Below are 13,426 nucleotides of genomic sequence, written 5' to 3'. Positions count from 1 at the left end.
TGCCTCCAGCTCTGACCATGTGCCCGCAGGGCCCTGCTCTTGGCACGCCCGCCACCAGTGGTTTTGCGCGTCGAGGGCGGCCCTCCGCAGCACCCACCACGCGGCCCACCAGCCCGACAACGCTGGCCCGCCTCCTACTCCTCGCCAGTCTCCTCATCGGTGGCGGATCCAGCAGCGTAAGGGTGGACCGGACGGCTGGCGTTGAAGGGTGCGAACCAGTCGTCCACGCTCATCGGAGCTACCCCGAGGAGCGCGGCGGCGGGGGCCTGGTCGATCCCATCCATGGCAGGGTCGTAGAGCCATTCGTGGTCCAGGTACTCGTACACGTTCTCACGGAAGGAGCCCAGCGCTTCCTGGACTCCGTCGTTCAGCAGGTCGTGGATGTCGAGGGTCGCCTCGGTGGTCTCCAGGAGAAGCCGGAGCAGCAGTTCTTCCGCGACGCTGCTGAGTTGCGAGAATCCCGGTCGGCACAGACGGCCGGTCAGGTCCACGGCGGTGACCAGCAGCTTGCGGGCGAAGAGCGGCGTTTGGAGGTGTGCGAACTGGGGTGGTAGCCCTTCGAGTTGGAGCAGGACGCCATCGCATTGGGCGGCGTTGGGCGCGTCGGCGAGGGTTTCGACGTCCTCGAAGAGCTCATCCAGCAGGATGTCGATGGAGTAGAAGATCGCGCCGGCTGCGAGCTCGGCGTCCGCGCTCGCCACGGCCTCTGACCTGCGACTTTACAGTCGGGACGACAGGATTTGAACCTGCGACCCCTTGACCCTTAGCGCCAGATCGGAACCGTCGGGCAGGCGCTGCTGGATGACCGGGCGGCGACGGGCGCCGGAGCGCACCAGGAACTAGGCCCCGGTGTCGGCGAGGTCGTGCAGGAAGTCGATGGCGTCGAAGTTCGCGTCCGCGAGCAGCAGCATCGAGGCGTCCAGGCAGCCCAGCAGGCGCCGGGCGTAGGGTAGTTGACCTTCGGGTTCGGGGCCGAAGCCGGCTGCGAGCAGGGCCCGGGTGCCGCACTCGACCACCGCGACCAGCCGCAGCAGGGGGTAGCCGAACTCCAGCACCTGACCGACCCGTTTCGGGTAGCGCCAGGTGACCTGCGCCTCGTCGGGTGCGTGCAGATACGTGCCGTCCAGCGCCACCGTGCGCAGGCCCTGATAGAAGGAGCCTGCCTGGCCGCGGCCGGCGACCGGCCCGGCCCGGATCTCGAAGAGCCATCGCAATGGAGCGGTTCCGACTCGGCGCCTGGCCCGCGCGAGCGAGGACGCGGCCGAGTGGACCGGGGCGAGCGTGTCCAGGGCCGCGGTGAGCTTGCCCCACACTGCCAAGTAGGAGCAGTCCTCGAACAGAGCCAGGGCAAGGACGAAAGACAACACCACCCGTGACCGCAGCAGCCGCAGGCGCCTCTCCCGCGCCCCGGTCTCCTCCAGCGCCGCGTCGACCAGCTCGAAGTCCACGACCTGGGTCAGCTCGCCCAGATGTCCCGGCGCGAACACGCCCCCGGCCGCGGAGACCTCACGCGTGATGACAGACTTCTCCTGCAACGGGACCCCCGACGATCTTCTTGCTCGACACGAGTTGATCTATCAGGGGTCCCGTTCTCGCTGATCAGCGGCTTGACGAGCCACCATCCAGCCAAACGCAACGGCGTTGACTTCAGAGGACGTCCTTGATCTTCGTCAGGTACTGCTCGGTGAAGCTGCCCCACCACTTCCGCAGCTCCTTGTATTGGTCGACCGGTGTCTCGTGCATGGACTCGGCCTTCGCGTACGCCACCAGGAGCAGGGTGATGGCTTCGATCGCACGGCGAGCTGTTGCGGACACATTGGGGCCGGTGCCTGTACCGTTCTCCTTCGACAGCAGCTGCAGAGGCTCGTACATCTCCTGGTAGAAGAAGTGGCGCTGGTTCAGTCGGATGATCGTCTGGTCCTTGAGATGAGTGAGCTGGAAGAGATCATCTCCGGGTACGTCCACCGTCTCGATGACGAACGGAAGGTCCTTGATCTCCTGTACGTAGGCGGCCTTCTCCTCCTCCGTCGTGTTGCGGCCAGCGTCCTTCGCTAGGTTGTCGTACTCCCTCTCCTGCTGGGCCGGCGTGGGGATCTGCTTGACCCGGGCCTTCGGCATGGTGCGGTCCGCGTCCTTGAGGGCCTTCGTGATGGGGGTGTGCTCGCCGGACTTCACGGCGTCATCGCGGTTGACCTCGCCCCACACGCGGTCGATCTCGTCACGAGCCTTCGGGATGATGCTCTCCGCGATGCTCCGCAGAGTCCTCCGGAGCTCATCAGAGGGGACCGCCCCGCGCTTCACGTTGCGAACGCCCATCATGCGGTCGAGCTCCGGGGTGAAGTAGACCTCGAAGCCGATGTATCGGTCCTTGGTTTGAATCCCGGAGGGGAAGAGCCTCGCTACGGGGGTGTAGCTGATCTCGCGCTCGAGTCGCATGAAGCTGATAGCACCCTCGTTTTCCGGGATCTGCAGCCGCTTGGCGAAAGCGTCTCCGCCGGCCCCCTTGAAGCGCAGGATCTCGGGCGGTGCCAGAGCGATCACGACGCGGATCTTGTGATTGGTGCCCTGCACCTTGACCTCTTCATTGAAGAAGACCTGACCGTGGAAGTGCCGGGCCTCAGCGCGCGATTCGCCTCTGGTGCGGGCCAGTTCCTCGGTGACTACCTGGTCTGCCCAGGTGCCCTTCCGAAGGAAGGTTGGGTCGTGGGGCCTCAGGTCCGTGTGGTCGACGGTGATTCGAATGCCGCCGCCCAGGAACTCCCGGAAGATCCGAGCCAGTTCCTTGTTCATTTCGTTACGAATGTGGTCTGCAGTGCTCCGGCCATGACCATCGGAGACCCGGTCGATCTTCGACCACGTCACCATGGTGCCCGAGCCTTCCGGGAAGTAGACCTCAAGGTGGGAGGGAAGAGGCTCGTCATCGGGGGGGTAGATCCCGACCTTGTCGCCGCGCTTCTCGGCCTCGATGCCCTCGTCGAGGTCGAAGAATACGTGCCTGATCTGTTCGCTGCCCTGGACACGGGACCAAGCGTCGATGCGCGTGCCGACGCTGAGGCCTGCGAGCTTCGCACCGACACCGAACTTTCCGATGGTCTTCTCGGACATGAACCTCTTGGAGAAGCCAAGTTGCAGATAGTGCTGGAGCGTCTCGTCGTCCATGCCCTCACCGTCATCGATGAAGGAGACCTGTGTGAGGGTCTTCTTGCGGCCGCTCATCGCTTCTTCGGTGATGATCTGGATTTGGTTCGCGCGGGCTTCGATGCTGTTGTCGATCACTTCTCCGACAGCGGACGGGAAGTTGTGGCCGGACTCACGAAGGCTGAGAAGGGCCTGTCCGGAGAGGACAACCGGGATGATATCCATGTTGGCGGCGTTCATGATTTGCTCCTGGTGTCAGAAAGGCGTGGCCGAGGCAGAGCCCGACTTAAGGCGCGTTCGATGGCCGTTTCAGGGCAGAAGGGGCAGCAGCGGCCCGTTCCGGCGGGGCTGGCGGGGTGTATCTGGTTCTGGATGGCGCGGCCTGCGGATCGGTAGTGGTGGTACCAGTAGGACTCGATCGCATAGGCCTGGTGGGAGTTGCGCGCCGGGGCCACGACGAAGTGGGTTGCACGCCCGCGGAGTGGATGACGGGATAACCTCCGGCGGAGACAGGTGTCAGACCGTCCCACATAGAGTGGGCGGTCGCCCTCCTGCTCGTGCTCCATCAGTAGATAAGCCCCGATGGTCCCAGTCGGGATCTGCATGTTCACGATGCTCCGTGTGAACCGGAGAGCGACATGAGAGGTGCCTTCGTACGGTTTAGTCACACGGACGTGAACATTGGTGAACGTCATCATGCGGTGCCGCTGATCAGAGCCCGGGCGTGGATACGGATGGCGCGTCGGGCTCGCTCAACCGTGGGTACAGAGACGCCAGTCTGCCTGGCGGAGTCAGGGACGGTCGCCATGTCAAGCATGCCCTGGAGACAGCCAAGGCCATGAGGACCAAGCGTCGCAGCGAAGGTGGTCAGCTCCTGGACGGTTTCGGTTGCGAGAGCACGTGCCTCGGGGGTGTCGTGCGTGAACATCTCGACGATGAGCGAACCGTCAGCTGCAGTAGTGGATACGCGGCGGCGAGCAGCGTCGGCCAACGGCCGGCAAGCAGCCATCCGGCGGGCATTCGCCTCTGAGCGGCGGATCGTACGACGCGCGTCATGGATGACGTTCCGGCACAGAAGGTCGGGATGTTCGGCCACACGCCTGTGGCCAAGTGCGAGGTTCAAAGCTGTGTCGAGAACGTCGAGGTACTCGCTGTCCCACGCCCTCGCCTTGTTCTTCATGTAGAGACGGCACATCGTCTCGATGCGCACATCGTCGATCTGGAGCATGATGCCCCTCCCAGGTGCCCGACTGCTATGTGCCGGACCCACTCAGTTGTGACCCGCTCGCCCTTTGGCCGTCGTCGCCGTTCGGTTCGACTTCGGCATGAGCAGGTGTTGACACTGTAGAGCCCGCCACCGACCGTCAGAGGTGGAACTCACATCACCTAGGGGACAGCTCAACGGCAGATCCCCTCACGGTAGGATCGCGATCGGCAGGGGCAGACCGGTGCGTTCGGTGAGTAGATGGACCTTCGACCCGCACTTGCCCCGACGACAGGATTCGGACCCATCGGCACTGGCGCATCGCGCTGGTGTGGGCCGACGGGAGCTACACCGGACGTCTGGTCGACCTCGCTCGCGACGCCCTGCGGATCGCGCTGACGGTGGTCAAGCGCAGCAACGACACCACGGGCTTCGTCGTCCTGCGTCCTCGAGCAGGTGATCAGCGTCGGGCGATCTTCGCCGGCCGGGATACGTCCGCCGAGGCAAGGTCGCGGGCGAAATCATCACCCTCGCGGTGGTACGGAGAGCTGAACAAGCCCAGGGGCGTCGGGAATCGGCGACACTGTGGCCGGTAGCGTCGGATTCCGGTTACGCGAGGGCATGATCACATGGTTCAGGAAGGCTGGAGCAGCGATCGTCGGTTGACCGCGATCAGCCGGAGTGGGCTCTCGGTTCCAGCTCGACAAGCGGTCCTCGACGAGCAGATCCGTCCAGAGTATTCCGTGCTGGACTACGGGTGCGGGCGCGGAGAGGACGTGCGCGCTCTACAGCGCATGGGCTGCGCAGCAGTTGGCTGGGATCCCTTCTATCAGCCGAACGTACGGCTGGAGCCGGCCCCTGTCGTGCTCCTGACCTACGTCCTGAACGTCATCGAGGACCCGGCTGAGCGACGACGAACCCTCCAGCATGCCTGGGAGTTGGCGGGTACAGTCCTGGTCGTCTCCGCTCGCCTGACCTGGGAAAAGTCGAAGGTTAACGGTGAACAGTTCGGTGATGGCCTACTGACTCGGCGCAAGACGTTCCAGCACCTTTACGGCGCCAGCGAGCTGCGGGCCTACGTGGAGGAGGTCACCGGAGTCCGGGCAGTATCCGCCTCGCCTGGGATCGTCTACACCTTCAAGAACGACACCGCCCGGCTGAGCTACCTCGCTCGCCGCATCATCGCCGACGACCAGTGGCTGGCCTCAAGCGACACCACCTCCGCGATCACCGCGCTCATCGACCACGTGGAGCGCCGCGGCCGGCCACCGCGACTGGAAGAGATGCCCCTGACCACGGCCCAGCTGCTAGGACACCTGCGCCCCGCAGAAATCCACCGCCTTGTGCGCGCATCCGCTGACCCCACCAAGGTCGAGGACAGCGCCAAGCGCAGCACCCTCAACACCCTACTGTTCCTCGCCGTCGAACTGTTCAACGGCAGGGGCCCGTTCACCAGCCTCCCACTGACGGTGCAACTCGACATCCGGGCGTTCTTCTCCTCGTACAAGGAGGCGTGCCAGCGCGCCGACCGACTACTGCTCAAACTGCGGGACGACACGTACATCCGAGGGGCGATGAACGCCTCCTCCGTGGGCAAGCTCACCCCCACCGCGCTATACGTCCACCGACGCGCCATGGAGCGGATGCCCACCGTGCTGCGGCTGTACGAGCACTGCGCGTCGATCGCCGCCGGCAGGCCGCAGGCGTGGACTCTCGCCAAGCTGTTCCACCGTGGCCGGACGGTGAGCTGGCTGGACTACCCCGAGTTCGACAGCGACCCGCACCCGCGGCTGCTCACGTCCTACCAGGTCGATCTCGGGACACTCGAAACCTCGCACCACTCCTACGGCAATCGCGACAACCGGCCGCTCCTGCACCGCAAGCACGAGTTCCTGCACCCCGATGACCCGGATACCGCCAAGTACCGGCGTCTGACCGACGCCGAGGTGCGGGCTGGCCTGTATGCGCGCCCGCACCTGATCGGCACCGAGAACGGATGGGAGAGCGAGCTGGCGCGGTGTGGGCGGGCCCTGCGTGGGCACCGCCTCATCCGGGTCAGCGGCTGATCCCGCTCAGACCCGGGGCTGAAGGCTCTCAACTACGCGGGCCAGCTCCCCGACGTCCAGGGCCTCTGCCTGCTGCGGGAACCAGGAGAAGCGCAGCCCGTTCTCGGCGACCTTGTCGGGCAAGTCCATGGCGGTGAGCACATGGCTGGGCGTGTAGGAGGCGCTCGTGCATGCGGATCCCGTCGCCACCGCGACTAGGTCCTTGAGCATGACGAGGAACGCCTCGGAGTCCACGTCCTCGAAGGAAAGGTTGAGGATGTGAGGCACGACGTGGTCCTGGTCACCGTTGAGGCGGAAACGCACAGAGGCGAGCACTTCAAGGAGCCGAGAGCGCAGTTCGTGTGCGGCGGCCTGCCAGTGGGCGTGCTCGGCCTCGAAGATCCTCGCAGCCTCAGCGAGGCCCATGATCAGGGGAACGGGCAGGGTTCCCGGGCGCAGCTTGCGTTCCTGTCCGCCGCCGAACATGATCGGCTGCAGGGGAGGACGTTCGTCGTCCATGGCCTCCCGGCGACGGGTGACCAGCGCGCCCACACCCTTGGGGGCGCCGATCTTGTGGCCACTGATGCTGATCATGTCGATCGGCGCGGTCAGGTCGTTGGGGACCTTGCCGTATCCCTGGGCCGCGTCCACGTGCAGGTAGGTCGCGGTGGAGTGGAGCTGGTGGGCGAGGTCGGCGACCGGCTGGATCACTCCGGTCTCGTTGTTCACGTGCATCAGCGACACCAGGAGGGTGTCGGGCCGCAGGCGCTCCATGACCGCTTCGACCTCGACCCTGCCCGAGGGGCCAGGCTTGATGAAGTCCACTTCGAAGCCGCGGTCGGCCAGGTGCTCCAGCGGCTCCAGGACCGCCTTGTGCTCGATGGCGGAGGTGATGATGTGGCGCCGTCCGGTCTGCTCACCGTAGGGGGCGAGGCCCAGCAGAGCGATGTTGTTACTCTCCGTAGCGCCACTGGTGAAGATCAGCTCATCGGGTTCCGCCCCCATGGTGCCAGCCAGGTACTCGCGGGCGCGTTCGACCGCGCGCTTGGCGCGGATGCCGTACTCATGGCGGCTGCCCGCGTTCCCAAACTCTGCGGTCATCCAGTGCAGGACGACATCGGCCACACGCTGGTCCACGCGCGTCGTCGCCGCCGCGTCGAGGTACGTCACCATCGAACCATCCACCTTCGAGCGTCATTCCCGCACACCATGTACGTCATTTACCTGACGTACGATAGCGTGACCGGGTGGGATATCCAGTCGCTTCGAAGTCTGCCGAGCCGCCGACGTCTGCCGGTTTTGAGTACGTTTTTCCGGCTATCCGCGGCGTCCAGGCAGGACGCGAGTTCTACGTGTCCATGTGCCCGCTGCGGCTGATCCCCAAGATCTTCCTCTTCGACGAGGACGAGCTGGCACCCGAGGTGCGCGCGCAGCGGACCTTGAACAAGGGGCGGCTGCCGGCATTGACCCGTTACATCATCGACAACCCCACAGACTACGTCTTCAGCGCGCTCACTGCCTCCGTCGACGGCGACATCCGCTTCGAGGGCATCACCGACAACGGTGTGGGGATGCGTGCTGGCCAGATCCGCGTCTCGATGGCCGCCCGGTTCCTGATCAACGACGGCCAGCACCGGCGTGCCGCGATCGAGCAGGCCCTGAAGGAGAACCCCGATCTTGGCGAGGAGACGATCGCCGTGGTGTTCTTCCAAGATGCCGGGCTCGCCCGCTGCCAGCAGATGTTCGCCGACTTGAATCGGCACGCCGTGCGGCCGCCTCGCTCCATCGGCGTGCTGTATGACCACCGCGACGATCTGTCGACCACAGTGCGGCTGCTGGCGATGCGAGCACCGATGTTCAAGGGCCACGTGGACATGGAGAGCAGCACACTGTCCCAGCGCTCGCGCAAGCTGTTCACGCTGAGTTCCGTGTACTACGCCACCCAGTCCCTGCTGCAGGGCCTGGAGGTCACCAAGAAGCAGTCCCAAGAGCTGGCCGAGGCGTACTGGGGCGCGGTGGATGTGGTGATCCCGGAGTGGAAGATGGTGCGCCAGCGGGAGCTGTCAGCACCGGAGATGCGCCGCGATTTTCTGCACAGCCACGGGATCGCCCTGCACGCTCTGGGGCGAGTCGGTAACACTCTGTTGCGAAAATCGCTAACTTCGCGAAGCTGGACCCCGACCCTGAAGCGGCTGTCCTCAGTGGACTGGTCGCGATCCAACACCGACTGGGAAGGGCGGGCGCTCGTGGGCGGACGTGTCTCCAAAAGTACCCAGAACTTGACCTTGACCGTGAACTACCTTCGTCAGCACCTCAAGCTACAACTGAGTGCTGAGGAACAGCGCGTGGAAGACGCCTATCTGCGAGGAGAGTCATGAGCACCCCCAACTCGACGAGGGCCTTCCAGGACAGGCCCCTGGCGGAGGTCGTCGAGGAGCTGACGGACGAGATCCGCGAACTCTACGTCGCCGACGAGGTGCCCTGGGTGATCGGGTATAGCGGCGGTAAGGACTCCACCGCGGTCCTCCAGCTGGTGTGGCTCGCTCTCAAGGACCTTCCCGCCGAGCAGCGCAACAAGCCGGTGCACGTGATCAGCACAGACACCCTCGTGGAGAACCCGGTCGTCGCCGCGTGGGTCGGCCAGTCGCTGGACACGATGCGCACGGCAGCGCAGGAGCAGCAGCTGCCGATCGAGTCGCACAAGCTGACCCCGGAGATCAAGGACACATTCTGGGTCAACCTGATCGGCAAGGGCTACCCCGCCCCTCGGCCGAGGTTCCGTTGGTGCACCGAGCGGTTGAAGATCAAGCCGTCGAACGCCTTCATCCGGCGCGTCGTGCGCCGACACGGGGAGACGATCCTCGTGCTGGGGATCCGCAAGGCCGAGAGCCACGCCCGGGCTCGGGCCATGGAACGGCACGAGAAGCGCCGCGTGCGCGACCGCCTCTCGCCCAACGGCAACCTTCCCAACTCCCTGGTCTACAGCCCGATCGAGGCCTGGTCGACGGACGAGGTATGGGCGTTCTTGATGCAGTACCCCAACCCGTGGGGCCACAACAACAAAGATCTGCTGACGATGTACCAGGGCGCGTCGGACGACTCCGAGTGCCCGCTGGTCGTCGACGACACCACTCCCTCGTGCGGCGACAGCCGGTTCGGCTGCTGGACATGCACGCTGGTGGAGAAGGACAAGTCGATGGCCGCCATGATCAGCAACGACGACGAGAAGCGGTGGATGAAACCACTGCTTACCCTGCGGAACGAGCTCGACGACGTCAACAACGAGAGCCATACGCGGGACTTCCGCCGCATGAACGGCAACGTCCAGCTACTCGGCGACGGTGACCGGACCATTCCCGGGCCGTACAAGCAGTCCGCGCGCGAGGACTGGCTGCGTAAGCTCCTCGACGCGCAGAACAAGGTCCGTACCCACAAGAAGGCCCCGGAGAACGTGCGTGGCATCGAGCTGATTTCGATGAAGGAGTTGCACGAGATCCGCCGGATCTGGGTGTTCGACAAGCACGAGGTCGAGGACTCCCTGCCGCGCATCTACGAGGAGACGACCGGCGAGAAGTTCCCAGGCCTACCCCTGGATGAGCAACTCGTCCTGGGAGCAGAGGAGATCGGGCTCCTCAAGGAAGCGTGCGAGGACGACCCGATCCACTTCTCGATGACGCGCGAGCTCCTCGCGATCGAGCGCCAGTACCGAACGATGACCCGACGAGCCGGTCTGTTCGAGTCCCTGGAGAAGGCCATCAAGAAGGGCTACTACGAGGACGCGGATGACGCACTGCAGTTCGCGAAGAAGCTGAAGGAACTGCGCGAGAGTGACCCGACCCAGCTGGCGCTGAACGAAGAGACCACCACCGATGCACCTGCATAACCTCACACTCCGCGACTTCGGCGCCTACCAGGGCCGGCAGCACCTCGACCTTCGGGTCAAGCCCAAGCGCCCGATCATCTTGATCGGCGGCCTGAACGGCTGCGGCAAGACGACCCTGCTCGACGCGATCCAGCTCGTGCTGTATGGGCCCCGAGCCCGATGCAGCGGACGCGGCAACCGCGCCTACGACACCTACCTGCGCGAGAGCATCAACCGCGCGGCCGAGCCAACCCAAGGCTCCGAGCTGCAACTGGAGTTCTCGATCACCGCAGAAGGCCGCCAGCGTACCTATGAGGTCGCCCGGACCTGGGCCATCGCCGGCAAGAACGTGCGGGAGAACTTGACCGTCACCGTCGACGGACGATACGACGCCACAATCAGCGAGAACTGGGCCGAGCACGTCGAGGAAATCCTGCCCCTCGAGGTCGCCTCTCTCTTCTTCTTCGACGGTGAAAGGGTCGAGCAGCTGGCCGACCCCGAACGGGCCGCAGACGTCATCGAAGCCGCCGTCCATTCGCTTCTCGGCGTCAGGGCCGTGGAACAGCTGCGCACCGACCTGCTAGTCCTCCACCGCCGGCAGCGGCTGTCGCCCGAGGACCAGGGTGCCCTCGATCGACTCCATGAACTGAAGACCCAAACGCGGGCGGCCTCCGAGGAGTTGACCACCCGAACCAAGGACCTGGAGCAGGCCGAAGAGACCCACGAGAACGCCGAGGCCCAGCTCAGCAAGGTCGAGCGGAAGTTCGAACGCGCGGGCGGCAAGCTGTACGAGGAACGACTCGCGCTTGAGACGGCCAAATCCGGCACGATGGACCGCCTGATCCAGACTCAGAAGGCCCTGCGAGGTCTGGCCGAAGGAGCGCTCCCCCTGGTGCTGCTCCGCGATCAGCTCACCGCCCTGCGCCAGCAGGCGCTGCGAGAGGATGAGGCGCACGAAGCTCGGCAAGTCGTCGACATCCTCGAGTCGCGTGACGCGTGGCTGATCGACCAGTTGCCCGACAACGTTCCCGCCACGGCCCGGACCGCACTGAAGAAGAAGCTGACTCTCGAGCGAAAGAAGCGCACCACCGCCGCCGACCTGGAGCTGGACCTCGGTCTACCCCGCAACCTCTCGCAGAAGCTGTCCGCGCTGGAGGAGGTGCTCCGAGCCGACGATGCCCGCGCCACCGAGCTCTTGGAGACTGCGGCCAAGACCGTGCACGAGCTGCAGCAGGCCGAACGCCAGCTGGCCGCCGTCCCCGACGAGCATCAGATCAAGACGCTCATCGAGGACCGCCAGGAGGCATCGGAGACAGTGATCGTCGCCCGCGCCGCCGTCAAGCACGCCACCGAGCTGGTGGCGGAGGCCGAGGCTCGCAAGGAGCGCCTTGACGCCGACTTCGAGCGGGCGCGAGAGAAGCAGGCCCTGCCGGCCGTCCGCGAGGAGGAGCTGAAGCGGATCGCCGCCTACGCGGAGAAGGCCCGCGCGACTCTTGAGCGGTTCAGCGCGGCTCTGTTGCGTAAGCACATCAGCAGCCTCGAGGTGGCCGTCCTGCGCAGCTTCCAGACCCTGATGCGCAAGAGCAGGCTCATCAAGGACCTGCGGATCGACACCGACAAGTTCACGATCGCACTCACCAACCACGACGATGAGCCCATCGACCCCGCACGGCTTAGCGCCGGCGAGCGACAGCTGTTGGCGATCTCCCTCCTTTGGGGGCTGGCCAAGGTGGCCGGCAACCGGCTGCCCACCGTGATCGACACCCCGCTGGGGCGTCTGGACAGCCAGCACCGAGAGCACCTCGTCGACCGGTACTTCCCGCACGCCGGCCGACAGGTTCTCCTGTTGTCCACGGACGAAGAGATTGACGAGAACCTCTTGAACAGGCTGCGTCCGTCCATCGCCCAGAGTTACGTGCTCGCGCACGACGACACCACGTTCACCACCCGCATTGGCAAGGGTTACTGGTGGACCGAGGGGGCCCTCCATGCCATCTGAGATCACCATCCGGCTCTCCCAGGCCGCAAAGGACCAGCTCGCCTGGCTCAAGCGCCACACGGGGCTGACCCAGTGGAACGAGCTGTGCCGGTGGGCGCTCGCACTTTCGCTACGCGACCCGTCCACCCCGCTCGTGCGGGAGATCACCACCGACTCCAACGTGGAGATCGCCTGGAAGACCTTCGCCGGTCCGCACGGCGACGTCTACCTGTCCCTGCTCAAGCAGCGGTGCGCGGTGGACGGTGAGGAGCCCACGGACGCCGCCGTGAGCAAGACCCTGCTCATCCACCTGCACCGCGGTATCGGCTACCTCGCTGGCCGCCAGGACCTCCGATCCGTCCAGGACCTCGTCGCCGTCACTGCCGAGTAGGCCACGACGTGTTAAGGCCCGCTTCCCACGATGACCGGGAAGCGGGCCTTGGCATGTCCCGCGGGGAAGCGATCCAACGTGCCGTCAGAAACTCTTCCGCACCTCGCGCAACAACTCTGCTTCCCACCCGACCTCTATAGGTGAGGGAGGGTCAAGGTGAGGGATGGCCAAAGAGCCTGGTCTGCCGCCGACTTCGATGAAACGGCCTCGCCTGTCAAGCCCGCCCAGTACGCTGGAGCAACAACCGAATATCACCGCTTCACCTTTCGGACGTGTGCCACCGCATGGGGCCCACCACCAGACACCCGGAGCGAACCACCATGATCAGCCACCCCGTCGCCGGGGCGGTCAAGGCTCTGCAGAAGCAGGCGTTGGCCAGCTGCGACACATACGAGCTCGACCGCATCGACCGCGCGCTCGACGAGCTCCTGCGAAACCCGACAAACTCCTCCACGCCTGCCCCGCACCGCGCGAGGTCGGCCATGGGGCACGCCTACGAGGCGCTCGAACGCCGCCGGGCCATCGCCCCCTCCGTCTCGCTCGACGCCGACCGCGTCGACTGCGGGCAGATCGACTCCAACCTCCTGGTCGCCGAGACCCTCGCGTGGCTGAGGACCGAGCCGCACCTCGCCGACGGAGAGCGCGTCCTGCTCGACGACCTCGCGCACGGCCACGATGCTGCCTCCATGGCCCACCGCCACGCAGTGCCGCTGCCGCGAATGCGGGAGCGCATCAGCCGGACCCGGCGCCACGCCCGGGCTCTGTGGCACGCCTCGGAGGTCAGGGCGTGACTCCCATCCCCGTAAGG

At 65.5% G+C, this 13,426-nt stretch carries 11 protein-coding genes; 6 read left to right on the top strand and 5 right to left on the bottom strand.

The features are described 5' to 3' along the window. Nucleotides 1-134: 134 nt before the first annotated feature. From ACIBH3_RS30155 to ACIBH3_RS30140, 4 genes are all read right to left on the bottom strand, one after another. Nucleotides 135-701, bottom strand: coding sequence for a hypothetical protein (locus ACIBH3_RS30155; RefSeq protein ID WP_396315283.1), 567 nt, complete (start codon nt 699-701; stop codon nt 135-137). A gap of 138 nt (nt 702-839) precedes the next feature. Next, nucleotides 840-1,535 carry a transposase domain-containing protein gene (locus ACIBH3_RS30150; RefSeq protein ID WP_396315282.1) on the bottom strand — a complete coding sequence of 232 codons (696 nt, stop codon included), beginning with the start codon at nt 1,533-1,535 and terminating at the stop codon, nt 840-842. 112 nt (nt 1,536-1,647) lie between these two features. Continuing rightward, complete coding sequence (locus ACIBH3_RS30145; protein WP_396315281.1) at nt 1,648-3,378, bottom strand: ATP-binding protein; 1,731 nt, start codon at nt 3,376-3,378, stop codon at nt 1,648-1,650. Nucleotides 3,379-3,832: 454 nt separating this feature from the next. Next, on the bottom strand, nt 3,833-4,366 hold the full coding sequence (locus tag ACIBH3_RS30140; RefSeq protein ID WP_396315280.1) for a hypothetical protein: 534 nt from the start codon (nt 4,364-4,366) through the stop codon (nt 3,833-3,835). 605 nt (nt 4,367-4,971) lie between these two features. Between ACIBH3_RS30140 and ACIBH3_RS30135 the strand changes: the two genes are divergently transcribed. Next, entirely contained in the window at nt 4,972-6,408 is a 1,437-nt protein-coding gene (locus ACIBH3_RS30135; protein ID WP_396315279.1) for a DNA phosphorothioation-associated putative methyltransferase, read from the top strand. A gap of 6 nt (nt 6,409-6,414) precedes the next feature. On the opposite strand, the gene dndA is transcribed toward ACIBH3_RS30135, so the two are convergent. Beyond that, nucleotides 6,415-7,560, bottom strand: a complete 1,146-nt coding sequence (gene dndA / locus ACIBH3_RS30130) for a cysteine desulfurase DndA (protein WP_396315278.1) — start codon at nt 7,558-7,560, stop codon at nt 6,415-6,417. Nucleotides 7,561-7,634: 74 nt separating this feature from the next. Here dndA and dndB point away from each other — a divergent pair, with 74 nt between their 5' ends. From dndB to ACIBH3_RS30105, 5 genes are all read left to right on the top strand, one after another. Next, on the top strand, nt 7,635-8,765 hold the full coding sequence (gene dndB, locus ACIBH3_RS30125) for a DNA sulfur modification protein DndB (RefSeq protein ID WP_396315277.1): 1,131 nt from the start codon (nt 7,635-7,637) through the stop codon (nt 8,763-8,765). Next, nucleotides 8,762-10,270 (top strand): DNA phosphorothioation system sulfurtransferase DndC, encoded by a 1,509-nt coding sequence (gene dndC / locus ACIBH3_RS30120; protein WP_396315276.1) that lies wholly within the window; start codon nt 8,762-8,764, stop codon nt 10,268-10,270. The genes dndB and dndC overlap by 4 nt, the downstream gene beginning before the upstream one ends. Then, complete coding sequence (dndD, locus tag ACIBH3_RS30115) at nt 10,257-12,248, top strand: DNA sulfur modification protein DndD (protein WP_396315275.1); 1,992 nt, start codon at nt 10,257-10,259, stop codon at nt 12,246-12,248. Before dndC ends, dndD begins: the two co-directional genes overlap by 14 nt. Continuing rightward, nucleotides 12,238-12,618 carry a DNA sulfur modification protein DndE gene (gene dndE / locus ACIBH3_RS30110; protein ID WP_396315274.1) on the top strand — a complete coding sequence of 127 codons (381 nt, stop codon included), beginning with the start codon at nt 12,238-12,240 and terminating at the stop codon, nt 12,616-12,618. Before dndD ends, dndE begins: the two co-directional genes overlap by 11 nt. Nucleotides 12,619-12,938: 320 nt before the next feature. After that, nucleotides 12,939-13,409 (top strand): hypothetical protein, encoded by a 471-nt coding sequence (locus tag ACIBH3_RS30105; RefSeq protein WP_396315273.1) that lies wholly within the window; start codon nt 12,939-12,941, stop codon nt 13,407-13,409. The last annotated feature ends 17 nt before the right edge of the window (nt 13,410-13,426 follow it).

It is taken from the genome of Kitasatospora sp. NPDC050543, from assembly GCF_044457565.1.
Taxonomy (GTDB): domain Bacteria; phylum Actinomycetota; class Actinomycetes; order Streptomycetales; family Streptomycetaceae; genus Kitasatospora.
This window is presented reverse-complemented; position numbering and strand designations above follow the sequence as displayed.